This window comes from Larsenimonas rhizosphaerae (genome assembly GCF_023700005.1).
GTDB lineage: Bacteria > Pseudomonadota > Gammaproteobacteria > Pseudomonadales > Halomonadaceae > Larsenimonas > Larsenimonas rhizosphaerae.
The window spans coordinates 1-24,637 of sequence record NZ_JAMLJK010000004.1 but is presented as its reverse complement, the minus strand read 5'-3'; the positions used below and the strand labels follow the sequence as shown (position 1 = coordinate 24,637).

The 24,637-nt window shown below is 48.0% G+C and carries 22 protein-coding genes; all 22 read right to left on the bottom strand.

From position 1 onward, the window contains the following. Positions 1 to 43 precede the first annotated feature (43 nt). Positions 44 to 1,621: a hypothetical protein gene (locus NAT21_RS13420; protein ID WP_250939202.1), complete on the bottom strand. Its 1,578-nt coding sequence runs from the start codon at positions 1,619 to 1,621 to the stop codon at positions 44 to 46. A 9-nt stretch (positions 1,622 to 1,630) separates the two neighbouring features. Beyond that, on the bottom strand, positions 1,631 to 2,383 hold the full coding sequence (locus tag NAT21_RS13415; protein ID WP_250939200.1) for an SDR family NAD(P)-dependent oxidoreductase: 753 nt from the start codon (positions 2,381 to 2,383) through the stop codon (positions 1,631 to 1,633). Between the two features lies 1 nt (position 2,384). Continuing rightward, the gene (locus NAT21_RS13410; RefSeq protein ID WP_250939199.1) at positions 2,385 to 3,677 is read right to left on the bottom strand and encodes an FAD-binding oxidoreductase; all 1,293 of its coding nucleotides are present in this window, start codon (positions 3,675 to 3,677) and stop codon (positions 2,385 to 2,387) included. Continuing rightward, positions 3,671 to 5,107, bottom strand: a complete 1,437-nt coding sequence (locus NAT21_RS13405) for a UbiA family prenyltransferase (protein WP_250939198.1) — start codon at positions 5,105 to 5,107, stop codon at positions 3,671 to 3,673. Before NAT21_RS13405 ends, NAT21_RS13410 begins: the two co-directional genes overlap by 7 nt. A 325-nt stretch (positions 5,108 to 5,432) precedes the next feature. Then, positions 5,433 to 6,155, bottom strand: coding sequence for a WbqC family protein (locus NAT21_RS13400; RefSeq protein ID WP_250939197.1), 723 nt, complete (start codon positions 6,153 to 6,155; stop codon positions 5,433 to 5,435). Between the two features lie 10 nt (positions 6,156 to 6,165). Then, on the bottom strand, positions 6,166 to 7,257 hold the full coding sequence (locus NAT21_RS13395; RefSeq protein ID WP_250939196.1) for a DegT/DnrJ/EryC1/StrS family aminotransferase: 1,092 nt from the start codon (positions 7,255 to 7,257) through the stop codon (positions 6,166 to 6,168). A gap of 6 nt (positions 7,258 to 7,263) precedes the next feature. Continuing rightward, complete coding sequence (locus tag NAT21_RS13390; RefSeq protein ID WP_250939195.1) at positions 7,264 to 8,220, bottom strand: glycoside hydrolase family protein; 957 nt, start codon at positions 8,218 to 8,220, stop codon at positions 7,264 to 7,266. A gap of 2 nt (positions 8,221 to 8,222) precedes the next feature. Next, positions 8,223 to 8,918 carry an acetyltransferase gene (locus NAT21_RS13385; RefSeq protein ID WP_250939194.1) on the bottom strand — a complete coding sequence of 232 codons (696 nt, stop codon included), beginning with the start codon at positions 8,916 to 8,918 and terminating at the stop codon, positions 8,223 to 8,225. Positions 8,919 to 8,920: 2 nt separating this feature from the next. After that, positions 8,921 to 9,847: a hypothetical protein gene (locus NAT21_RS13380; RefSeq protein WP_250939193.1), complete on the bottom strand. Its 927-nt coding sequence runs from the start codon at positions 9,845 to 9,847 to the stop codon at positions 8,921 to 8,923. A gap of 32 nt (positions 9,848 to 9,879) precedes the next feature. Then, on the bottom strand, positions 9,880 to 10,836 hold the full coding sequence (locus NAT21_RS13375; protein WP_250939192.1) for a hypothetical protein: 957 nt from the start codon (positions 10,834 to 10,836) through the stop codon (positions 9,880 to 9,882). 10 nt (positions 10,837 to 10,846) lie between these two features. After that, the gene (locus NAT21_RS13370; protein ID WP_250939190.1) at positions 10,847 to 12,232 is read right to left on the bottom strand and encodes an undecaprenyl-phosphate glucose phosphotransferase; all 1,386 of its coding nucleotides are present in this window, start codon (positions 12,230 to 12,232) and stop codon (positions 10,847 to 10,849) included. Between the two features lie 49 nt (positions 12,233 to 12,281). Further along, a complete protein-coding gene (locus tag NAT21_RS13365; protein ID WP_250939188.1) occupies positions 12,282 to 12,944 on the bottom strand; it encodes an ABC transporter ATP-binding protein in 663 nt (220 codons plus the stop codon). Next, a complete protein-coding gene (locus NAT21_RS13360) occupies positions 12,941 to 14,395 on the bottom strand; it encodes an ABC transporter permease (RefSeq protein WP_250939185.1) in 1,455 nt (484 codons plus the stop codon). The genes NAT21_RS13365 and NAT21_RS13360 overlap by 4 nt, the downstream gene beginning before the upstream one ends. A 54-nt stretch (positions 14,396 to 14,449) precedes the next feature. Next, positions 14,450 to 15,373 carry a glycosyltransferase family 2 protein gene (locus NAT21_RS13355; protein ID WP_250939184.1) on the bottom strand — a complete coding sequence of 308 codons (924 nt, stop codon included), beginning with the start codon at positions 15,371 to 15,373 and terminating at the stop codon, positions 14,450 to 14,452. Positions 15,374 to 15,392: 19 nt separating this feature from the next. Then, positions 15,393 to 16,232 carry a glycosyltransferase family 2 protein gene (locus tag NAT21_RS13350; protein ID WP_250939182.1) on the bottom strand — a complete coding sequence of 280 codons (840 nt, stop codon included), beginning with the start codon at positions 16,230 to 16,232 and terminating at the stop codon, positions 15,393 to 15,395. Continuing rightward, the gene (locus tag NAT21_RS13345) at positions 16,222 to 17,208 is read right to left on the bottom strand and encodes a sulfotransferase family 2 domain-containing protein (RefSeq protein ID WP_250939180.1); all 987 of its coding nucleotides are present in this window, start codon (positions 17,206 to 17,208) and stop codon (positions 16,222 to 16,224) included. Before NAT21_RS13345 ends, NAT21_RS13350 begins: the two co-directional genes overlap by 11 nt. Continuing rightward, positions 17,193 to 20,162, bottom strand: a complete 2,970-nt coding sequence (locus tag NAT21_RS13340; RefSeq protein ID WP_250939178.1) for a glycosyltransferase — start codon at positions 20,160 to 20,162, stop codon at positions 17,193 to 17,195. The genes NAT21_RS13345 and NAT21_RS13340 overlap by 16 nt, the downstream gene beginning before the upstream one ends. Beyond that, a complete protein-coding gene (rfbC, locus tag NAT21_RS13335; protein ID WP_250939176.1) occupies positions 20,162 to 20,734 on the bottom strand; it encodes a dTDP-4-dehydrorhamnose 3,5-epimerase in 573 nt (190 codons plus the stop codon). The genes NAT21_RS13340 and rfbC overlap by 1 nt, the downstream gene beginning before the upstream one ends. Next, positions 20,731 to 21,615, bottom strand: coding sequence for a glucose-1-phosphate thymidylyltransferase RfbA (rfbA, locus tag NAT21_RS13330; protein WP_250939174.1), 885 nt, complete (start codon positions 21,613 to 21,615; stop codon positions 20,731 to 20,733). Before rfbA ends, rfbC begins: the two co-directional genes overlap by 4 nt. 60 nt (positions 21,616 to 21,675) lie before the next feature. Next, the gene (gene rfbD, locus NAT21_RS13325; RefSeq protein ID WP_250939173.1) at positions 21,676 to 22,593 is read right to left on the bottom strand and encodes a dTDP-4-dehydrorhamnose reductase; all 918 of its coding nucleotides are present in this window, start codon (positions 22,591 to 22,593) and stop codon (positions 21,676 to 21,678) included. Beyond that, positions 22,569 to 23,627 (bottom strand): dTDP-glucose 4,6-dehydratase, encoded by a 1,059-nt coding sequence (gene rfbB / locus NAT21_RS13320; RefSeq protein ID WP_250939172.1) that lies wholly within the window; start codon positions 23,625 to 23,627, stop codon positions 22,569 to 22,571. Before rfbB ends, rfbD begins: the two co-directional genes overlap by 25 nt. 112 nt (positions 23,628 to 23,739) lie before the next feature. Next, positions 23,740 to 24,637 (bottom strand): adenylyl-sulfate kinase (cysC, locus tag NAT21_RS13315; protein WP_250939171.1); only part of this gene is annotated, 898 nt, incomplete at its 5' end.

Below are 24,637 nucleotides of genomic sequence, written 5' to 3'. Positions count from 1 at the left end.
GACACCATTCTACTATTGTTATTTATGATCACTTGCTACACCCTCAATTGGAAAGTAAGCTTCCAACACATATTACAGAAGCGCTTTCAATCGCCCCATGCCCCTTGTGCTCCATGGGATCAAATCGTAAATTGAAGTGACCGCCATTATTATTAAATGCATACTGCTGTAATGAATATCCTTTTGGATACCACCTTCTCAAGGAATTACTTTCAGTAAATTCTGCTTTATCTGTTTTCCAGAAAAGCTGGCTCCACCCAGCCTGATCCCGGTAGACCTTCAACTCCACACCTACACTTTCATAGTCATGGCAGCTGATACTGCGCCCGAACATCATAAAAGGATCATTGCTCAACGAGTTAAACTCACCACCTCGAACCACCTCAATATTGTGAGCAGCCATATCTTTTAAATCAATATCCAAGCTTATTGATTTATGGTCCTCATCCTCACGAACAGAGTCAGCGATATACCATCCGGGATATTTTCCCCACACAGGGTTTATAGGAATTATTGTATTGGTGACTTTGGACATATTTGCATAATCGGAGAAATTAAGATTATATCTTTCAACCTTCTTGAAACCTGAAAAACATATCGTGAGCATGCAAACCATAAAGGCTCTGCCCAGGATACCTGTATTTACAACAGAAATAGCTGCGATAAAATATAAAGCGTAAGGGATCCATGAATATCGACTTCCCGTCCCTACAGGTGAAATCTGTGTGGGAAAATCCTTGCTTGACCAAAGGCTGGCAACAACCATCAAAACTCCACAAAAAACCAAGAATATAGAGCTGTCGACCCTTCTGTAATACCTTCTCTTTACAACAAAAAACAAAAAACAAAACCAAAAAAAAGAAACCACTACCACCATTGGAAACGATATATCGCCAAAAAAGTTAATTCTCGAAAATGCCAGCAACCACTGTCCCGGATCAGTATTAATGGTTTTATCTGCACCGCGCCCAGAACTTAATAGGAAAAAACACTGCACCAATGCGCCAAGAACAATTGGAACAAGAGCACACTTGACACGAAACCAATTTTTTTCCAAAAAACAAAAAATAATTAAAGGAAGCATGCAAATTATTGAAAATGGCCCCGTTAGAGACAGAGAAAAAACCAGAAAGAAAACTATCAAACCATGCCTTGGCTTGAAATTAGAAAAAACCAGCAAAAAAAGACTGGCGCCCAGCATCCATTGCGAATTTGTTATATTGAAAAAAACCTCGTTATCGTTTGGCTGGACTGTAACAAGGAATATTGCTAAATATATAAGAGGAGCCTTCACCCCCCGTAACATCATAAAAAAAACAATAGAATAAACCATAAAAAAATAAGAAAAAAACCATCCGAGCGATGATATCAATGGCCTTAATTCAAAATTAAAAAAACTGGCAACATAAGAAATCAGCCTGGGATAAAGGTGCATATATCCAGCATGAGGTTTGAAAATGGATTGCCATCCAAACTCGGAGGCTTGCATTAAAAAAATTTTCCCATCTTCAGCCCAAAGCATTTGTCCAAAAGAGTCAAAATCACCCAGGCCTTTTAAAAAAAGAAAAGAAACACCCAAAATAAATGGTAAAAATAAAAAAATCACCCGACGATCGTTCATATCGAAAACCTATATATTAACCTTATTAAATACAAACCGAGGCAAAAGCTTTATCACAAGCATAATAATATTCCATTTACCAGGGGCATAAATTACAGGTTTACGCTTATCCACGCCCTTCACGATACATTGTGCTACTTCCTCAACACTGGCCAGAGCCGGACCGCTGTTCTTGAGATGGGCGGTCATGGGCGTATCCGTGGGGCCGGGCTTGATCAGCGCTACTCTCACCTTCGTTGCACCAAGGCGATGATCCAGCCCCTGGGCGTAACGTTCCACCAGCCCTTTGGCAGCGCCATATATATAATTCGACTTACGCCCACGATCCCCGGCTACCGAACCGATAATGGCAATGCAGCCCTGCCCCACGCGCTCCATAGCTCCCGAGAAAGCTTCGGCAAACAGCACCGGGGAGATGGCATTGATGTCCAGCGCTTCATTGGCAAGTGACAGATCAGCCTGACACATGCCCTGATCCGGTAATGACCCATGCGCGATCAACACCAGATCCACGGCCCGCCTTGTCGTCAACTCGTCTACAAGTTGCTGTATATTGCCTGGTGACTGAAAATCAGCCATCCGCACACTGATTGAAACTCCCGGCGCTCTGGTGCGAAGGTCTGCTGCCACTGCTTCGGTTTTTTCCTGATGCCTGCCGACAAGCACCAGCTCGTCCGGCGAGCGGGTAACCCATAGACGCGCGCAATGTTCGGCAATGGCCGATGTCGCACCGACAATAACAATACGTTGATAGGTATTCACATTAACTGCCCATTAGACGGCGTGACATTTCGGAACTGATGCCCGGATCACGAAAGGAAATAAAGTTATCAAGGCCAGGATAACCCGCTTCGAACAGATGACGAGGCATACGGGCATCCTTGGCCGGATAGAGTCGCCCCCCCGCTTCTGCAACAATCGAATCCAGTGCCTCAAACAGTTTCAATGTCTGATGACCATGGTTGGGGAAATCCAGTGCAAGAGTGACGCCCGGCCGCGGAAAGCTAAGCATGCCCAAAGCCTCACGATTACCAAAGGTTTTCAATACTGCAAGAAATGACCCCTCACCCGAGCGGGAAATGGCGCTCAGCATCGCGGCAATTCCGGACTCACCAGACTCACGCGGCAAAACACACTGATATTGATAAAACCCGCGGGGCCCATAAAGCCGGTTCCAGTCGTGCAGGTTATCAAGAGGGTAAAAAAAGGATTCGTAATGAGCCGTCCCTGTGCCACGTCGACGTTTCTGAAGCTGATAATAGCTCCAGTTCATCGGCGGCAGGGTGAGCCGGTTGATCACGGAAACCGGTGGCGTCACGGGCACGGAACGAGAGCGAGCACGAGGCAGTGGCATATCCTGCTCGCCCACATGGTTACCTCGCATGAAAATACCGCGCCCCTGTTTTGCGAGGCAGTCGATCCAGGATACGGTGTGTTCCCATCCCGACTCCGAGTCGTCTGCCAAGGCAAAAAATTCATCGAGACTGTCGTAGGGTATGGTTTCAGTGGAAAGCCACGGCCCGCGAGTGGCGCGCAGCTGCAGCTCAACCTCCGTGATGACCCCCGTCAGGCCGATCCCTCCTACGGTGGCAGCGAACCAGTCTTGCTCAAGTTCCGGCCCGCACTCGATAACCTCGCCGGAAGTGCGATGCAGACAGAGTCTGGTCACACAGTCGCCAAAGGAACCCACGACATGATGATTTTTGCCATGGACATCATTGGCGATGGCACCACCCACTGTGACAATCTGCGTTCCCGGGGTGACGGGCAACATCCACCCTCGTGGAATCATGAGTCGCTGGATATCCTGCAGTAACACACCAGCTTCACAGCGTAGACGCCCCGATCCCTGATCAAATGATATCAGCCGATCAAGCCCCCTCATTTGCCAGATCGCACCGCCACCATTGAGACAGACATCCCCATAACTGCGGCCCATCCCGTGGGCGATGGATGATCCTGGCGCTGCAGAGAGCCCCGGCTGATTCCGATCCGTCACAGGAATGACCCTGTGCTGATGACGCGTCAAGCGCCCCCAGGAAGTAACCTCTACCATGGCACCCCCATCGCACCTACGGCCAGCACGCCGCAGAAGCATGCTCCCGTTATCAGGCTGGTTCTATCCTTGACGGCAAATACCAGCGGGTCATCGTGCATATTGCCGCGGTGCGCCTGCATCCACATCCAACTGATCCAGAACAGTAACAGGGGTACCGCCGCCCAGATAACTCGGGGTGATTCATAAAGCCGTAAAACGGCGTCACTGTTTAAATAAAGGGCCAGAACGAGTGCCGAGGAGTAACCGGACACTATTCCCATTGTCTGGATAAGCGAAGCATCGCTGGTGTGATAGCCACGACCATGAAGCTTGCTGTTGCCACCAAGAATATTGACTTCAAGCTCGGCGTATCGCTTTACAAAAGCCAATGACAAAAAGACGAATACGGAAAAAGCCAATAGCCAGAAGGACAATATATTGCCCACGGCGGCAGCTCCCGCAATGATTCGCAGGGTATACAGCATCGCAAGGGTCAGGCAATCCAGTAACACCAGACGTTTCAACAGAAAGGAATATGTGCAGGTCAGGGCAAAATAGAAGGCAAGCCATGACAGAAAATAGTCGCCTTTGACCAGGCTACCAATGGCAACACTTACAAGAAGCAGTAATGGTGCAATAACAACACCCATCCATGCAGGCACGACGCCAGCAGCAAAGGGTCGCTTGCATTTCCGTGGGTGTAGACGGTCACTTTCCAGATCCAATAGATCATTGGCAATGTAAACAACGGAAGCACACAGGCTAAAGGCAATAAAGGCCAGGGCTGATGAAAGCCAGGCGCCTGCATCCGTCAACAGGTGTCCCGCCAGAAGCGGAGCGAAAATAAGCAGGTTTTTAAGCCATTGATGAATCCGCAGGGTACGTCGCCACGCAGATATCCCTCGCGGCTGGCGCAGGAAACGCTTTTCTACCTGAACACATGCCTCTGCCTGACTTGCAAGCCTGTCGGAAGCATTCACGACGATCGCCCTGCGGGCCTCTTTCCAGACCAGCAAGTCAGGTGAGGCATTACCGACGTAGTCAAAACCTTGATGGCCGTAACGCGCCTGAAGAGTCGCTGCCTTGTTATGACCAGCCATGTTCTTAAGGCCATCACTTGCAATCACTTCGTCAAAAAAACCAAGATGCTCGGCAATGGCATGTGCAATGCGAGTATCCGAGGCCGTACACAACACCAGAGGGCGGCCCATGGCATGCTGTTGCTCCAGCCACTCGATAAGCTCTTTATTATAAGGGAGTGTGGCCGGGTCAAAATCGGTACGGGATGCCAGTTGCTGCTTGAGCACAGCCTTCCCCTGGGATAGCCAGACCGGGATACGTATCACGTCAAGGGGACTGTCTTTCAATAACCGAAGGGCATATTCGTGCAGCATGTCAGTGTTGACAAGGGTTCCATCCAGGTCAACTACCAGTGGACACTGAGTCAAAATCATTCCCCTGAAAATTTTGTTCTATTTTTCACCAAGTCTTACTGACCGAAGACCTTTTCCTAAGACATGACTCTAACACTTTTAGACTGGATATCTAACCGCTCCACATATTGGACCTATGAAAAATATACACTTCAGCGCTGGAGCTGGGATTTTCAGGGATCAGAAAAGCTAATCAAATGGCTTGATCGGCAAACGTATAAATCGTTTGCGTCACCACTTTTTTAAAAACAAGAAAGCCAGAAATGGCTATCTGAAGACGCCAGTCCATTGGACCGCATTTAGAACATAAATACTGTTGACATGAAATAAAGTGCCCTGATCAAAATTCAATTTTGGCTGACTCCAAAAAGAGAGGATAATCTTCTGGAGGGATTCTGGCTAGAAAATCAAGAATGGAAAGAGGGAGGAAACACCTGGAAAAATTATCCCTTTCAAGATAGGAAAGTGAATTTGCATGCATAAAACCAAGACGTATCATCTTTGATGCAAATAAATTATTATCGTAGAGACTCCGACCACCGGCAGGATTTATATAACACTCCGCCCCCACCTCCTCACATACACTTACAATTCTTTCCTGACCTCTTTCATGCTTACCTATGGGAAGAGTTGATGTGCGACTTATATTTGTATCAATTGCAAGAATATTAAATAATTTTTCCAGGGAATACATTGTAACATCGACAAAATCGCGATTACCGGATGCAAAAGACGCAACGTCCTCTATCAGAGAAACGGCAACATCCTTGAACTCGAACAAACGATACTCACTTTCGACCAGCCTAATCAATTTAACAAAGTCTTCTTCAAAAGGATCAGCAAGGAATTTATTATTTATTCTATCTTCGCGGTGGCCTTTATTAACAGAAATAGTAAACAGCCTGCGATTTTCGCTTCCCCCCTGAACATAGTTCCTGTTCATCCATCCACGACGAATATATTGAACACAATCGTAAATCCAAAATTCATCGACATGATTGGCAAGCTGAAAATACCCAAGATAAGGAAAAAGATAAGGCTGCATTACAGCGATTTTCTTCATGCATGGCTTCCTAGAGAAGGCACTTAAGCTCATTTATTATGGTTTCGTCACTGAAAAAACTCATGCTGGCATGAGTAGGAATATTTATCATATGATTATAAATATTCATAGCACCAGAGCCAAATCCGACAGTAGGTCTGTAATACTTTTCCAAGGGGAGAATAGAAGCATCTATTTCATGACGGCTGACAGGACGTTTCGATAAAAAACCGATTTGCCCAACAACATGTCTCGAAGGGAGATCGTTCGACAGTGGCACCAGACCAGCCTTGCAAGCCAGATTCATTATTCTGTGTGTTTGATCACGGTACTGACTTACCCAATTCTGGCGATCCCGTACTCGACACATGATTGCTGCAGCCGCAACTTCACTCATTTTTCCATTGCTGACCCAGCGGGAATCCTCGAGAACAATTTCAGGTGAAATTCCGAAATTGAGTGCGGCTGCAATATATTTAACAAGCTCTGAATCCGCAAAGGCTACGCCTCCCTCACCAAACCCCCATGGCTTGGTGTGATGAAGGCTTACAATCTCTATCCATTCAGGTGCTAGACCAGGCTCCGAATTCATGTGCCTGTTCGCTAGAGATCCAAAACCTGCGGCATTATCGACTATCAAAATTTTGTTTTTCTGACGACAAAAACGGAAATAATCTTCAAAATCATCATGCCAGCCAAAAACATTGGTCACCATCACGACATCAAAAGAGTCATCTGGCAGTAGCGCAAGCTGATCAATATCCAGCATACCGGCCGAATTACATTTCACTTTACTGGCTGTCTTGACGGGACCTGTAAAATTGGTAAAAAAACCAAAATCACATACTGCCCATCGAAGTGATGTTTGATACCGGTTATCGAGTGCTGCGGCTACTGCAGATATAAGTAGAGTAGCGCTGGAACCACAAATCGCCTTAAAGTTGCTTTGCAAGGAATCAATACCGTTGAGCAGGGAAAGCTCGGATTCGAGTTCCTTACTAACAGGTCCAAAATTCGATACCCTATTGTTGGATATCGATTTTTCAAGCAACACATTAAAAAGTGAAAAATCGATATTTTTCCTTTCAACGAAACCTATATCACACGGTATGTAGTTTTCCATTATCAATTACTCCATTTCAGCCCAGCCAATACCGCTTTTTCCAAAAAAATTCCCATTATAAAACATGAAAAAGCTGTCGTCTGACCCATACACAAACGGATAGCATTCCATTTCCGAGTCGAAGTCAGCTGAACCTGGGGACGTCACAAAAACAGATTTTGATTCATTTCTTACCCATGGATTTTCGCCAATGCGAGAAGAATATCCAATCTTGTATGAGGTCTGCCGACCTGATCTATAACCATCGATACCACGATGGCAGTAAAACATTAATTCTGTATTTTTTTGGTAACTCATTAAAGTGGCGCGCGCAATACCACCTTCATTATTGTTTTTATAATCAACAACTACAGGATTATCCTTGCGCCATTCAACGCCATCCCGGGAAACCGAGTGCCTGATATTGTAACGAGGTTCAGATTTACCCTGAATTGTTCTCCATTCCGTAGCACTCATGTAATACATATCGAGTTTGCCATCTGATACTACTACTTCAGATGTGCCACAAAAAAAGGGTTCATTTTTCCCTTGGGAAATAACAGGGCCAGAAAATGAACGCTCCCAGGTCAGGCCGCCATCAAAACTTTCACATAAACCAATAGCATTATGATAGGGAACATCAGTGCGGACGGTCCAACCTATCGTGTACATCAATAGTCGGTTTTTCCATCTGACGATCGATGAAGGCATCACCCCCGCAGCATCGAAAAGGCCTGGGCCGCTGGGAGACAACACAGGTTCAGGAGCCATGCGAACCATTCTCCACGGCGGCGAATTTTCAACGTCAGCCCAGAGTATGTGTGATTCATTTCTTCTGTCTCGACTACAAAAGAAAATACGAAGCAGGCCATTTTCCAACAACAATGGAGTAGGCATCTGGCAATGGCCAGACCAGGCAGAATCCAAGGATTCAGGTGAAATTAAAACTCCACGCCTAGACCAGCCTCTAAAATTAGAACTCATGTTCAGTCTCCACCCAGTTTCCCTTTGTACTCATCAAAGTATCTTGACTTTGGAGCGGCTACCATTGAATTGGCAGGGAGACTTTTGGTGACCAGTGCAGCAGCGCCTATAACGCAGCTTTCACCGATATTGACATTGTCAACCACTGTAGAATTGACCCCAAAAAAACAACTTTCACCAATATTTACAGCACCAGATATGACAACATGAGACGCCACAAAGCAATGATCTCCAATAATAGAGTGATGCCCAATATGGTTTCCACTCCACAAAATACAATTATCACCAATTCTTGTATAAGGCTGAATTACGTTATCTTCAAAAATAAAGCAGTTTTCACCAACAAATGTATTATAGTAGCGCGCATCCGGATGTATAAAGGAAACAAAACCGTATCCCTTTTCCTTACCCTCCAGATAAACTCTCTTCCTGTTTTTGTTGACATTCTTGAATGACACAGGACAAAAAAGCCGATAATCTTCTGTACTATAGTTCAGTTCAATATTTTCCCAAGGAATAACAGGAAGATTGTCCTTGAATGATTCCCTTATGAATTCCCTATTAACCGTATACCCAATCACGTCATTATCACTGAAATTATCCAGATAAAATCTGGCTATTTCAGCTATTTGACCCGTACCAAAAACAATTACCTTGTGACCACTGTATCCCTGCTCTTCCAGGAAGTTTTTTTTCATGATTATGCTCCAGCATCAAGGAAACTAAAATCATAACCTATGCTTTCATAAAAACCGCGCAATTCAAAATGGGAGAAGAAGTATATAAACAACTCTTTTTGCCATATTGAAAGCTGCTCCCAACGTTTTGCACTACCATCTGGAGCACTACGGTGGTGTCGGTTTATTTTCCCTATACCCCTGATTTTCTTCCTGTATTCTTCAGTTGAAAATATATTGCCGCCTGAAAGATCGGATATAAACTCAGAAAAACCATTATCGTTACCTATTATATCCTCCATTCTGATAATCCCTCTGTAATCGAATGGAATCTTTCCATTGCCACTTATTTCATTTATTGCCTTTATATCAAGTTCGAGACTTCCTAGTACAGCACATGCTGATGCAAAGCAGATAATCTGATAATCTCCGGGTGCCTTCCCCCCCAATGAAGCAGCCTTTTCAACTGCCTGAATAGCCCCCTCGACTCTGACAAGCTTATTCAGGGACCAGGCATATTCATTGATATCGATCTGAAACAGATCAAGAAACTGCCCGTAACCTGATATAACCAGATCAAAGGGATTACGAACCAGATTCCATACCGGATAAATATATTTTATCTCGTGATTTATTAACTGCTCTGGAAGATCCCGCATTCTATAGGTATGTACAGTACCTAAAAAGCAGTTACTACCTGATTCAATGGTGCCAACCTCCTTTTCCAGAGCATCATACCTGCAGTCTATCGATTCTGATATTCGCTTGAGGTATCCGGATCTCAAGGCAGGTATGCTTTTTTTTAGTCCATCACCATCAAAAATGGACTTGTCATTGGAAAGTATAGCAGCTGAACTATGCGCACAACTTATGGAAGGATGTTGATTGAGCACGTATGAAACATAATTACTTGCACTCCACCCATGACAGGCAATAACAAATCTATTCATAAAACATCCAGCCATGTTGATTTAAAATCACCCTAAAAGGGATAGCCCTTGCCGCGAGTAACCCTTAAAAAGGCTTGTTGTGTAAAGTTATCGACGTCATCCTTGTCTAGTTTTTTCTCCATGAAAAAATTGAAACTTTCAGGAGTTGAAAAAACTTCTCTTCGCTTGTAATTATTTTCTCGCAGGTAGTGCAAGAAAACTATATTATCAAACTCATCCGGGTATAATATAAACGCCTTCGAATCATTGGGAAAATTATACCTCATTGGCAGGGAAATCCCATCCATGTTCATGGATTTTAAGGCAAGTGGCATTGCCACCTGCCCCGCAAAATCAGTCATACCAAATTCTGATGACAGCCTTTTTCTTATATCAAAGTATGTTGGGTAGAATTTCTTTAATGACTCACGCACGAATGCAATAAATCCATGATTAATATAAAAAGGAGCTTTAAAAATGTAATCCTGTTCGCCGCCATGGTCTAGCAGGGAAAAATCATAGGGTGTTTGTAATCGCATACCAAGCATCCTATTACCTAGCGCCATAAAACCTGGTAGACCTTTATTAAAAAGATTTGGTGGAGGAAAGTGTGCAATAACACCGGCAACAGGATGAGTATCTGTTAGTTTCTCAAATACATAATCCAGGCTCCCCAATGGAATGGTATCAGCATCACATAAAATACATATATCAGCATTTGAAGATTCAGCGTGTTCAAACCTTGCCTTTGCCTGGGCGAAATAACCCTCCTTTCTTACCAGATTACTATCCACAAACCTTACATCAACATCTTCAAGAAATGATTGCCATTTTCCCAGTTTTTTTTCCTGCTCATTTAAAGTACCCAGATAAGCAACAACATGGGATTGAGCATGCCTGTCAAAACAGTTATCAACAGCTTTTTTAAAAAATGCAATTTGGGACAAAAAACCTGAGTTGGGTTCACCTGCTATCACAAACTCAATGGATATATTCTCGATATCGATCATTTAAACCACCTTAAACTGCATCATTACTTGATTTTAATTTATATACCGTCATAAATATTATTTTAATATCAAGCAGTAATGACCAGTTTTCTATATACCAAAGATCAAACTCAATACGCTTTTTGAGGTTCGTATCCCCTCGCCAGCCGTTGACTTGCGCCCAACCGGTAATACCTGCTTTCATCATGTGTTTTTGCATGTAGCCAGGAATTTCACTTTTGAACTGATCGACGAACAGGATGCGCTCAGGGCGCGGCCCTACTATCGACATATCACCTTTCAAAACATTAATGAACTGGGGCAACTCATCCAGGCTCGTTCGACGGAGCCAGCGCCCTATCGGGGTCATTTGTTTATGTCTGGCCTGGCCCCAGGTAACACCATCCTGTTCTGCAGTAGTGACCATACTGCGAAACTTGAGCATGTCGAACGCTTTACCGTTCCAGCTCATACGCTGTTGGCGATAAAACACCGGCCCTTTTGACGTTAATTTCACTGCAATCGCCAGACTCAAAAACAGCGGTGAGCAGAGCAACAAGGCCATTACCGCCAGCAACCTGTCTTCCAGCAGTTTGAAAAACTGAGCTGAATCACTCATGGGACTACACGACATATCCAAGAGATAAAGCCCGCCCACTGTTGAAATATTGTGATTCAACAACCGTAATCCCTGCATGTCAGGCATATAGCGTACGTTGGCAACGCAATAACTCAGCACGGACATGACCTCTTCCACGACCGCCCCACGGGATAAGGGCAAGCAGATCCATATTTCGTCGGCCTGCATGTTGTCATCGACTGCCGGATCAAAGGGCCGGCAGTCGGCTATTCCCAGGGTTTCATGGCCCGATGCCGTATCCATCAGACGTATCCGGGCGATGTCGAAGCCTACCGACGGGTTATTACGCATCGCGTGTACTGCAGTACGGCATGACTCAATATCACCTACCAGAATAATTTGTTTCCGGTTTTTGCCATAACGACGCAGGCGATTGAGCGCCGGATAAGCCAACGTGCGTATGCCCACAGATAACACAAAGGCCATCAATAACCAGTACATCAACCACAAACGTGAAAACCGGATACCTGTTTTAGAGAGGTAAAGATAGGTAAAGATGATCGCGCCCAGAATCATGAAACCATGACCGATACGCACCACCAGCTCTACGCGGACAGCACCGCGCCACGAGCGGTATACACCACTGGCCGAAAAAATGATCATTCCCGATAGCGTCGAGAAAAGCATCATCCACAGGTAGCGCTCATCAATCGGCCCCGAGACTCCGAAGCGAATAGCGTAGGCAGCAAACCCGGCCAGGATAATGGCAGCGACATCGGCCAGCCTGGCCGCCAGGTGTGAATAAGGTGCAAACCCTGAGATTGTTTTAATAACCATTGAATCACTGTTTATCGTATTCGGTAATCATGTCACTGGCCTGCTGCCGTCAGGTAAGAGAGGATGAGGTCAGCTCTATTTTTCGATCGCAAACTCGATTTACCTGTTCCTCTGAATGAGAAACCAGTAGCACGGTCTGATCTGAATGGAGCTTTTTCATCATTTCGGCCTCCGCCTTTTTTTTGAAGTCGGCATCCCCGACACTCAATATTTCATCAAGCAATAACACGTCAGGTGTCATGTACATGGCGACCGCAAAACCAAGGCGCGAGCGCATTCCCGAAGAATAGGTCTTCACCGGTTGATCCATGAAAGAACCCAGCTCTGAAAATTCTCGAATATCATTCAGTCGCGCCACAATCTGCTGACGCCGGTATCCCAGTAGCATGCCACTGATAATGGCGTTATCTACCCCTGACAGATCAGCATCAAACCCTGCAGCAAGTGATAACAGTGATACAGTCACACCATGATTTATAAACCTTCCGGTATCGGGCTTTATAATGCCGGCTATCAAACGAAGCAGTGTTGACTTTCCTGCGCCGTTCCGCCCTATGATGCCCAGGGTTTCCCCACGATAAATATCAAGGTTCAGCCCCTCAAACGCCTGGTAATACCCTGGTTTTTTAAAGCGCCCACCCTGCTGGCGATAACGCACCCCCACGTCCTTCAGGGAAATAATAACTTCACTCCCAGCAGGTGCTCCATTCATTGTCCCACCACCCTTGGCAAGTCACTTTCAACCCGTTTGTAAAACCACGAAAGGGCAATGCCGCCTATGCTACAGCCCAGCAATATCCACCCCATGCCAGACCAGTCCGGCCATTGCCTATCCATCAGCACTAGACGATATTGATATAACAGACTAGCCATCGGGTTGGAAAAAAACAGCGTTTGCCACTTTTCAGGGATAGTATCAACGGTATAAAAGACGCCGCTACAAAACAGCATGAATTGAATTCCGGTCGGAATAAGGTTGTTTAAATCACGAGCAAAAGGCACCAACAAAGCCAGAAAGCAACCTATAACCGACATCAACACTAACTGGAGGACGATAATGGGTAACAATGCAATCCAGTGCCAGGTAGGGTGCAGCCCATAAAAAATCAAAAAACCAATCAAGAGTAAAAATACCGGCATTTGTTTGCCAGCATTTTGCATAATACCCACCAGCGGAAAGAACAAGGGGGAAATATGCACCTGGTTCATCAACCCTCGTCCTGCAAAAATGGCATTGGAAGATTGCTGTACCGTTTTTGCGAACCATTGAAAGGGAACCAGCCCGGTCAACAGATAAACGATGAAATCCCCTCCACCGCCTCGGTGCAGCATTACTCCAAATACCAGATAAAACACGCTCATATAAAGCAGCGGGTCCAGCACCCACCAAAAGTAACGGAGCGAATTCTGGCTGGCTTCCGACTTGAGATTAAAGCAGGCCTTGACCCATACAAGCTCAACAAACTGGGCCGCATTGCGTCGTCGCGGTGGGGCAATATGATCGCTGGCCAGGTCAGGGCGGTCAAAGCTTGCCAACCATTCAAGTCCGTATTCTCTGGCAAGCTTGAGCCTTCGCGCCTGTTTCACATGGCCCTGCGCCTCCGCCGCTTCAGCAGCGCGCTCATAGCCAGCCGGCATATCAGGAAAACGCGCACGCACCTCAGCCCAGCGGAGCAGCGCTTGCGACCAAGCCATACGCCTCATGGAAATTTCGGCATACTGACACCACGCAGAGGCTTCATTACTATAAAGGTCTCGCGTCCGCGCATTGAGCGCATCGGCTTCATCGAAAGCATCATCCAGCATCGCCTGCTCCGCTGCTGACATCATTACTGCCAACTGATGCGGAAAGCGCTCAAGCGTTTTATTCAGATATGTGCGTGCCTGCTCGTTGGCTCCCTTGGCACGATAGAGCGCTACCAGTTCAAGCCAGGCATTCGGGTTGGCTTCAAAGCGCCGAATAGCCTCTGTCAAAAGCTCCTCAGCCGTATTCCAGTCACCCAGTTGGCGATGGCAAATAGCAGCCTGTACCCATACGTCAGCGACCTGCCCATGTGCGGCACGAAGAGTAGCCCAGCGTTCGGCAGCCAGCTGCCAACGCTGTTGTTGCATTGGGGCCAGTGCCCACTCCATGGCATCCTGGCTATGTACTGTATTATCCATCATTAGTCCTGTTGACCTGCAGTGATCGCTATTCATTTAGACTGTTGAAGTTCTTCAGGACTTGTCCCAGAAACGTCGATGCATACTCAACCGCCGTTTCAGCCAGTTGGGTAATCTTTTTTCCTGTTGACCGAGCTTGTAGAAAACAAGTTTGCCCACATTCCGTACGACTGAGAGAGCCCATAACGCTTTATTTGATTTTCCCAGATACTTGAGCTCTTCGATAACAAATCGCTTGCCTTCTCCACTGGCGGTACCAAACCGCTCAAGAATCCAGGGTGCACGCCCGTGGAAAACACCAATGTCAAAATAGCGCCGCCATTCCTGCGAGATTGAATAGTTATGAGAGTGAATACATTCAGAATTTGCGACATATGAAACGACCCATCCGGCCTGCACCAGTAGCGCAGCTGCCCATGCATCTTCACCAAGAATAATCCCGTCAGGAAATCCTCCTACCTGCTGAAGTGCCTGTCGCCGATAGGCAGCAAAGGAATTTGAAATAAAGACCGTTTTCATCCCAAATGAAGGAATGGAGGCCAGCGATTGCCGACGCGATACGCCCGGATAATTAAAGTCTCTCAGAAATGCCGCAAAAGGTGTTGCATCAGCTCGTGGAAGCTGGCGCCCATAGGCTGCGCCAACCTGGTGGTCATCAAACGCATCCACAAGACGCTCAAGAGCCAAGGCGTCAGCCAATACAACGTCCTGTGTTAGAAACGTGCATATATCATACTGCTCCAGCGTATCGACCATGCGCTGCCTCGTCCCGCCATGGTCAAATGTCTCAACATTTATTTCCGTCACCTCTGCACCAGCAGCACGTGCTGCGAGGCGACTATCATCCTCGGAACTGGAATCCACGATGTATAGATCAAATGGCTGTTTCTGAATCGCAAGCGACGCAAGCAGCGCCTTGATATCGTCTCCGCCATTGCGAGTGGGAACGATGCAGGCGACACGTAATGAATCTGTCATATCCAATGGAGTCTCTGGCTCAAGCCTGTGGCCTTTTCTTAAGGCGCCGAAAGGTCAGTACTGTTTTACGCTGCACGATATTCCACAGCGAGACGTCGGGATCGATCGCCCTCGCTTGCCGATAGATTGCCCACCAGGGCTTGATAAACCCCCACTGCTTGAAAAGGGTACGTATATAATAAAATACATCGATATCCCGGGCGCCAACGACATTGGCGCCATGCTGGCGATACTTGACCAGTGGCCGGTCAACGAAACCAATTACACCACCGTGATAGCGTACTTTTGCCGCGATCCACCAGTCATGCATTATGGCCTCTGGTGGTATGGGGAGTACCAGATCTCTCGCAGCACGATTGATCAGTAAAGTACAACCCGTCACATTATTTTGGACCATCTGATCAAGCACAGAGCCATGAACACGAGGCAGACACTGACTATCAAAAAAGGATGGTGAAAGCGTATTCAATGTAGCGTCCACTACCTCGAGATCACAGTGCACAATAATCGGCCTGTCTGGATAAAGCGCTTCAAGATGCTGCATTTCGGCCATTTCCAGCGTCAACTTATCAGCATCCCAGACATCATCCTGATCACAAAAAGCCACATAGTCAGATGAACTATTTTTCAATAATTCAGAGAAATTTTCCTTGGCAGAGACCCTGCCGGAGGAATCCAGAATCCTGTAACGCGCTCCCTTTCGAAAAGCTTCCCTGATAATGGATAATGATCTGTCACAGGACCCACCATCACGTACACATAGCATCTTGTCCTTATAGACCTGCATTTGCAGAGAAAGGATCTGTGACTCAAGATATTTCTCGCCATTGAAAACGGCCAACAATATCTCAATACTCATTATTTATTAAATACTCTCTGGTCAATTTTTGACCATTTTGCTCAATAAAGCATTCAACGTTATCATCTTCATTGAAAACCGCCTTAGATACAAACCCTATAACGCGGCGCTCCGGAAAGAAAACCGATGGCCCCGGCATGTGGACATCTGATTCAATAGTATCCACATGGACGTTATTTATATATACCTTCACCCTTGGGGGCGTATTATCATTTTCAAACCACGCCCAACCTTCTATGGCACCTGACGCACAGCTGGATATCGCACAGTGAGCAACATCCTTGCCACCGGCAAGCAATTCGCTACGCTGCCTGGATAGCAGGGTTGCCAAGTCATAGAGAACATAATCCTTTTTATTTAACTCAATAAATTCAGCCTTATGCCTATCGAGATCAAGACGATTAAAACTTACCCTTGACTTGTCAGTAGACACATTTTCTCTGGTGACCGGAATTCTCAAGCCATATATCCTTTCAAGTGACATCAACTCACTTTCATATAACTCGGTAATACCAACAAAGCCTATGGCCTGAAGAGGCACATTTGCCAGCATTACCGACTGCCTGTTGATAAAGTCACTTCTTCCAATGACATCAATAAAACTTCCTTTATAGCCGTTATCCCGAACAAAATGCTCGTACTCGGACACCATCCTATCCCAGGGGTTACGAATAAAGGTTAAAAACATGCATGCTTTAAAAATTGATATATAACGAAATATCTCAAAATGACCCACAAGCCAAGAATATTTCTTTTTATTGAACTTGATGCCAAACAAACATTCATCGCGCTGATCATAATGATATTTTTTAACTATTCTCGATGTAACCCTGGAGTCCCTTGAATAGTCATAACATATCCTTCTACGACCAAACTCAACCTCAAGAGAAGTTCTGAAGCTTGTTCCCGCAGTCTTCGGGATATGTAAAAATACAAAACCACTCATAAATTGCCCCGAAGTTAAACCGTTGACCATGACAGGCTGAAATCTTCATGAATTAAAGACAAATTCGGATTATAAGCCGAATCCCTGTCAAGCAGGTCGCCCCAACGCTCTCTCATATAAGTCACTTCCGAGCTAAAGCGTGCCATTTTTTCAGGCGTATTTTCTGCACCCCGGCTGACCGACTCGTGATGATAAAGTTGGGCGTAAGGCGTCCATACATTACGATACCCGGCCTCACGAACACGCAGGCAGAAATCAACATCATTGAAAGCAACTTTCAGATGATCTTCATCCAACCCACCGACATCGTCATAAATGGATTTTCTGATCACCAGGCAGGCCGCCGTCACAGCGGAATAGCTACTGATCAAATTCAAACGGTTGAGATAGCCCGCCGAAGTACATGGAAAGTGCTTATGGGAGTGCCCGGCAACGCCACCGATGCCCAGCACAACACCAGCATGCTGTATTGTGTCATCCGGATAAAGCAGCTTGGCTCCTACCGCGCCAACCCCTGGCTGCAGGGCCAGGCTGACCATCTCGGTCAACCAGTCTTCGGAAATGACTTCGATATCGTTATTGACCAGCGCAATGACTTCTCCGCTCGCTCTGGCCACCGCATCATTATTAATTGCGGAATAATTGAAGGGCTGTTCATCCCGAATTACCTTGATATTCGGACGCCTGCCAAGCTCGGCGAAATAAGCCAGCGCCTCGGGATCATCGGAATTATTATCTACCAGCAAAATTTCATATTGCGGATAATTCGTTTTTGACATGATGCTGTCAATACACATCCTGACCAGATCAGCGCTATTGCGTGTAGGAATCACCAGGCTGACCAGGGGCGGGGAATCAGGCAATGTATAGCGGGCTCGATAGCCAAACGGTGTGGCTTCCACATGTCCGCGCCGCCCGGTACGCTGAAAATGCTCATTGAGCGCCTTGAGTCCTGCCTTGACAGTGTAGGGCTTGGCCTCGCCACCAGCTGAAGTACTTGCGGCATGCATACGCCAGTGGTATAGCACTCGAGGAACGTGGTGAACCTGATGATCTTCAATCTGCTCAATGAAGCGAAGCGCGAGATCGTGGTCCTGTGACCCTTCCAGCCCGAGCCTGAAACCACCAATGCGTTCAATAATGTCGCGCTGATATACCCCCAGATGACAAATAAAATTCTGTGAATATAAAAGGTCACGGTTCCAGCCCGGTTTGAAATACGGCGCCTGACGGTGGCCGTATTGATCCACCTTGTCTTCATCGGAATAAAGCAGCTTCACATCAGGACAACCACGAATCGCCTCTGCCATGTAAAAAAGCGCGTGTTCTGTCAGCAGGTCATCATGATCGAACAGAGCCACCCATTCGTTTTTGGCCAATGCCAGAGCACTATTGGAACTGGCTGAAATATGACCATTTTCCTCTCGGAAAGCTACTTTGATGCGTGGTTCCGCCCGAGCGTAATGGTCAAGAATGTCTCGAATGGCGGGATCGGTCGAGGCATCATCAGCAATGCACAGCTCCCAGTGCGGGTAAAGCTGGCCGATGACTGAATCGATGGCCGCCCGCAGCATGTCAGGCTCGGGATTAAAGGTCGGCATGATAATCGAAAAGGTCGGGCACTCGTCCCACGCATTGATTATCCCCATAATGCGCCGTCTCTCGGCAACATCAAGGGTATCGAAATGCTCTACCCAGGCAGCGTAATCGTTACGGTCGATGCCCTGGAACTTAGCTGATAGGGGGCCTTCAACCGGGGAGTGCATGGTACCTGCGCGAATTTTGTAAAAGCCTCGCTTTAATCCGCTCACTCCTTCAACACGGTAAAGTTGTACGGCCTTTCGTACCATGCCCTTGACACCACCGCCCTGCTGTATCCCATGTCGGACAAGATTGACCCATGGATTGCTGCGCCCGCTATTCCCCAGATACCTGAGGGGCGCGGTAATTTTCCAGCTATCAGAAGCTAAAACGCTATCAAGTAATGCCTGTTGTTTTTCCAGATGCAGCCTGGTCGCCACCAGCTCATCCATAGTCTGCTGATGTGCTGCACCGATGCTCAGAACATGTTGATTACGCTCGTCAATGCTGTTTTCAAGCTCTGCATAATCAGCAGCAAGTATATTGCGCTGATGAACGGTTTCAGCAAGCTTTCTGGAAACGCTTTGGGAATTCGCCTCGTAACGTTCGCATCGGAGGCCATCGATGTACTCAAATGATGCGCACAGGTGCTGATGATAGCTGGCCAGCTGTTCCAAAATGGATTCATCATTTGATAACAGCGCGGTATAAAGTGCCTCACAGGCTTGAGATAGCTCAAATTCGTCTGAAGCGCGCTGATGATTGTTACGCAGCCCCTTTTCTGCAATGGAGTCAAACCCGGAAGCAGGTAGCCCCAAAAATTCGGCAATTGACTGTCCGGTACGCTCTTCCTCATCAATCAACTGATCGTAGTCGACCATGAGACGCGAATACCCGAAACGGCATACGTCGCAGTAGGCGTCATAGTTGTATACAAACCATAAGGCCAGCCCCAGCTGGCGATCAAACCCATTACGCTTTGCCAGTGAACCGGCAACATCCGAAGGGTGGCGTACGACGAAAACGACCCGAGCACTCGCACCAAGAATGGGGTGCCAGTATGAAAGCGTACGGCATATACGGGGATCCTTGAGTGCCACCATCGCCTTCTCATGGTTATCCTCCAGAAAGCTGTGCCACCAATGCGTCGCCGCGCTACTCCATTCCAGGCTGTGATGCTGGCTACATTGCGGGTTGATCAGTGTCCACCCTATTTCATGCCCAAGCAGCTGCTCGTTGAAGGCCACCAAAGAAAGGTCTTCCAGAAAACCACGCGGATTTTCCTCGGCAGCAGGCATGAGATTATTCCCAAAGCCCACGCCCATGGCTTCAAGCAACTGGCACACGGCGCTGGTTCCCGAGCGGTGCATGCCAACCACGAGTACAAGCTGCTGCTCGTTCATTATGCGTCTCTCTTGTTGAACACATCACCAGCTGCGATGACGTCTGCAAAATACGGGCTTGCTGCATCCTTTTCAGATACGCTGACATCACCGCTTAAAGGCCAGTCAATGGCAAGGGTTTCATCATCCCAACGAATACTGCGCTCATGTTTTGGCGCGTAGAAATCAGTAGTCTTGTATAAAAAATCAGCCGATTCAGAAAGTACAACAAAGCCGTGGGCAAACCCTTCCGGCACCCAAAGCTGGTGCTTGTTTTCCGCACTTAAATGCGCACCCACCCACTGACCGAAGGTAGGCGAACTCTCACGAAGGTCCACGGCGACATCGAATACCTCACCTTCAACCACGCGTACCAGTTTACCCTGCGCGTATGGCGCAAGCTGATAATGCAGACCGCGCAGCACACCCTGGCTTGAGCGGGAATGGTTATCCTGTACAAACTCGATATGCCGACCCACTGCTTCATCGAACTGCTTCTGGTTGAAACTTTCGAAGAAAAAACCACGCTCATCGCCAAACACTCGAGGCTCGAAAAGAATTACATCAGGGATGTTCTGCGGTACGGCCTTCATTGAATAACACCCTCTTTTAATATGCGCTGCAGATACTGGCCATAGCCATTTTTCATCAATGGCGCTGCCAGACGCTCGACCTGATCTGCGTCAATCCATTGCTGCCGATAGGCAATCTCTTCCGGGCATGCCACCTTAAGCCCCTGCCGGTGCTCGAGCGTGGCAATAAACTGCCCCGCCTCCATCAGGGACTGATGCGTGCCGGTATCAAGCCATGCATACCCGCGCCCCATACGCTCGACGTGCAGCAAGCCATGGTTCAGGTAGGCAAGGTTAACATCGGTAATTTCAAGCTCCCCCCGGGGCGAGGGTTTGATGTCTCTGGCAATATCAACGACATGTTCGTCGTAAAAATAGAGGCCGGTAACCGCAAAGCTGGACTTGGCTACCTCGGGCTTTTCCTCAATGCTGATCGCCTTGCCGGACGCATCAAACTCCACCACCCCATAACGCTCCGGATCCTGAACGTGGTAGGCAAATACACTGGCCCCTTCCCGACGTTCATTGGCCTGTTGAAGCAACACATGAAAATTCTGACCGTGGTAAATATTATCCCCCAGCACCAGCGCACAGGGGCTATTGCCAAGAAACTCACTTCCGATCAGAAAGGCCTGAGCCAGCCCATCCGGAGAGGGTTGCACCGCGTACTGCAGGTTGACGCCCCACTGGCTGCCGTCACCTAGAAGCTGCTCAAAACGTGGCGTGTCCTGGGGAGTCGAAATGATGAGAATGTCCTGAATACCCGCCAGCATAAGCGTGCTGAGCGGGTAATAAATCATCGGCTTGTCATAAACAGGCAACAACTGCTTTGAGATGGCAAGCGTGGCCGGATGCAGACGAGTGCCGGACCCACCAGCGAGAATAATGCCCTTGCGCTTCATGATTATGTCCCTTTTATTTGTAAGCCCTCTTTTAAATTGATACCAATCAGGGCCTGTTTGCTATTTATTCAGATATTCAACCATCATGCGCTCTGCATGAAGCTGCCACCGGGGCAGCATCAGACCAAAGGTGCTGCACAGCTTGTCGGTATTGAAAAGTGAGTACGCCGGCCGACGTGCAGGTACCGGAAATTCGGCCGTTGTAATCGGTCGAATCTCTTCAGCTGAAAGCCGCGTTTCATATCCCAGGGCATTGGCATGCTGGATTACAAATCGTGCAAACCCATGCCAGGTGGTGTGCCCACCGGCCGCCAGGTGATAGATACCACTGGTACGCCTGGCAAAGTTACGATCGTCAAGAGCACGAGCCACCACCTGCGCAGTAACATCGGCAATCAATTCTGCACTGGTCGGGGCTCCGTACTGATCAGCCACCACATTAAGTTCATCTCGCTCGCTGGCCAGGCGCAGCATGGTTTTGGCGAAGTTCCCTCCCCGTGCGGCATACACCCAGCTGGTGCGGAAGATATAACCCAGGCAGCCACTGGCCGTAATCTCTCGCTCCCCGGCCAACTTGGTACGTCCATAGGCACTTAAAGGGCCTGTCTCGGCATCTTCCTCGTAACCCAGTTCATACGTGCCATCGAATACATAATCCGTCGAGTAATGGACGAAAACAGCACCCGTAGCATTCGCGCAATCGGCCAGAACTCGCACGGCCTCTGCATTGACAAGCCTCGCAGTCGCTTCATCATCTTCGGCCTTGTCTACCGCAGTGTACGCTGCCGCATTGATGATGGCCTGAGGAGCATGGGCATCAACCAGTGCTTTCAAACTCTCGGGCCGGGACAGATCGGCCTGCTCTCGCGTGCAGGCAACCACCTCGCCCAAAGGAGCCAGAGAGCGCTGCAACTCCCATCCGACCTGGCCATTGGCGCCCAAAAGCAAAAGCTTTACTGGTACTGTTTGTTGACCCATTCGCGATAAGCTCCGCTGGTGACATTTTCAACCCACGTTTGATTGGTCAGATACCATTGCACAGTCTTGCGAATACCTGTCTCGAAGGTTTCCTTCGGTCGCCAGCCCAGTTCGCGCTCCAGTCGGGTCGCATCAATGGCGTAACGCCGATCATGGCCCGGGCGATCAGTCACGAATGTGATCTGGCTACGGTAGGAGGCACCGTCACTCCGCGGGGCTTCCTCGTCCAGGATATCGCACAATGTATGAACCACATCGAGATTGGCCTTTTCATTCCAGCCACCCACGTTGTAGACCTCACCTGTCGTACCCGCCTCCAGTACACGACGAATGGCACTGCAATGATCCGTCACAAACAACCAGTCTCTTACCTGCTGACCATCTCCGTAGATAGGTAAGTCACGGCCGCCCAAGGCGTTATGAATGACCAGCGGTATCAGTTTCTCGGGAAAGTGATACGGCCCGTAGTTGTTGGAACAGTTTGTCGTTAGTACCGGCAGACCATAGGTATGATGGTAGGCCCTAACCAGGTGATCTGAAGCCGCTTTAGATGCCGAATAAGGGCTATTCGGTTCATAGCGATGCTGCTCGGTAAAGGCGGGGGCATCAGCCTCCAGAGAGCCATATACCTCGTCGGTCGACACATGCAGAAAACGAAAACCTGCAGCTGCTTCTTCATTCATATTCCGATGGTACTGGCGAACGGCCTCAAGCAATCGAAACGTTCCGACCATATTGGTCTGGATAAAATCTTCCGGACCATGGATAGAGCGGTCTACGTGTGACTCGGCTGCAAAATTGATGACAGCACGGGGCTGATGCCTGTCGAGCAGACCGATAACACAGTCATGGTCACCAATATCGCCATGAACAAATACGTGACGGTCATCACCTTCCAGATGTTCAAGGTTGGCCAGATTTCCGGCGTAGGTCAGCAGGTCCAGATTAATCACTGGCTCATCATGGTGAGCCAGCCAGTCCAGTACAAAGTTGGAACCAATAAATCCGGCCCCACCTGTCACAAGAATTGTCATCGCCATCCCTTATTCATGTAGTGTCAGCACAAACTCGGCTCAACCACTTGATACACCTGCGCCAACGACGTCATGGTCTCGGCAACAGGTCAAATTATCTTCCGCATAAACATCAGCGCTGAAGTGCCTTTAGTAACTGGCTGACAAGCGCATGTTGATCATACTGTCCTGCCTTCAGCACCACCTCGGCATCCATCGGCGTCTCATAGGGACTATCGATACCGGTAAAATCTCTTATTTTTCCTTCCCGCGCCTTTTTATAAAGCCCTTTAGGATCACGCTGCTCGCAGACAGTCAGGGGCGTATCTATGAACACCTCGACAAAATCCCCCTCATCAAACAGTACGCGGGCTTCTTTTCGGTCGGCCCGATACGGTGAAATAAAGGCGGTAATCACGACTAAACCGGCATCAACAAAGATTTTTGCAAGCTCACCTACCCGGCGAATATTTTCATTGCGATCCGCCTCGCTCATTCCTAGATCCTTGCAAAGACCATGGCGAATGTTGTCACCGTCCAACAGCATGGTGTGATAGCCATGGCGGTTCATTTCTACTTCCAGCGCATTGGCAATGGTGGATTTTCCCGAGCCCGACAATCCCGTAAGCCAGATGCACCGAGGCTGATGGCCCTTGATGGCAGCTCTCATTGCTGGCGTCACGCTAGTCGTATTCCACACGACCTCTGCCGGACTGTCGTTATCCCTGTATTCATAAGGCGTTTGAATATCCAGTGATCCTGTTACCATGCCGGCCCCCACGGTCACGTTGGTCAGCCGATCGATCACGATGAAGCTGCCCGTGCCCGGACTCCTGCGGTAGTTGTCGATCGGCACCGGAGAGGTCAGCTCCACCTGGCACCGCCCGATGGCATTGAGCACCAGCTCGTCGGCGGCGTGGTGATCCAGGGTGTTGACGTCAATCTGGTAGTCGATGTGCCGGATCTGGCCGCTGACTTCCCGTGTACCGATCTTGATGTCGTACGCCCTGCCCGGCTGCATCGCCTGTTCG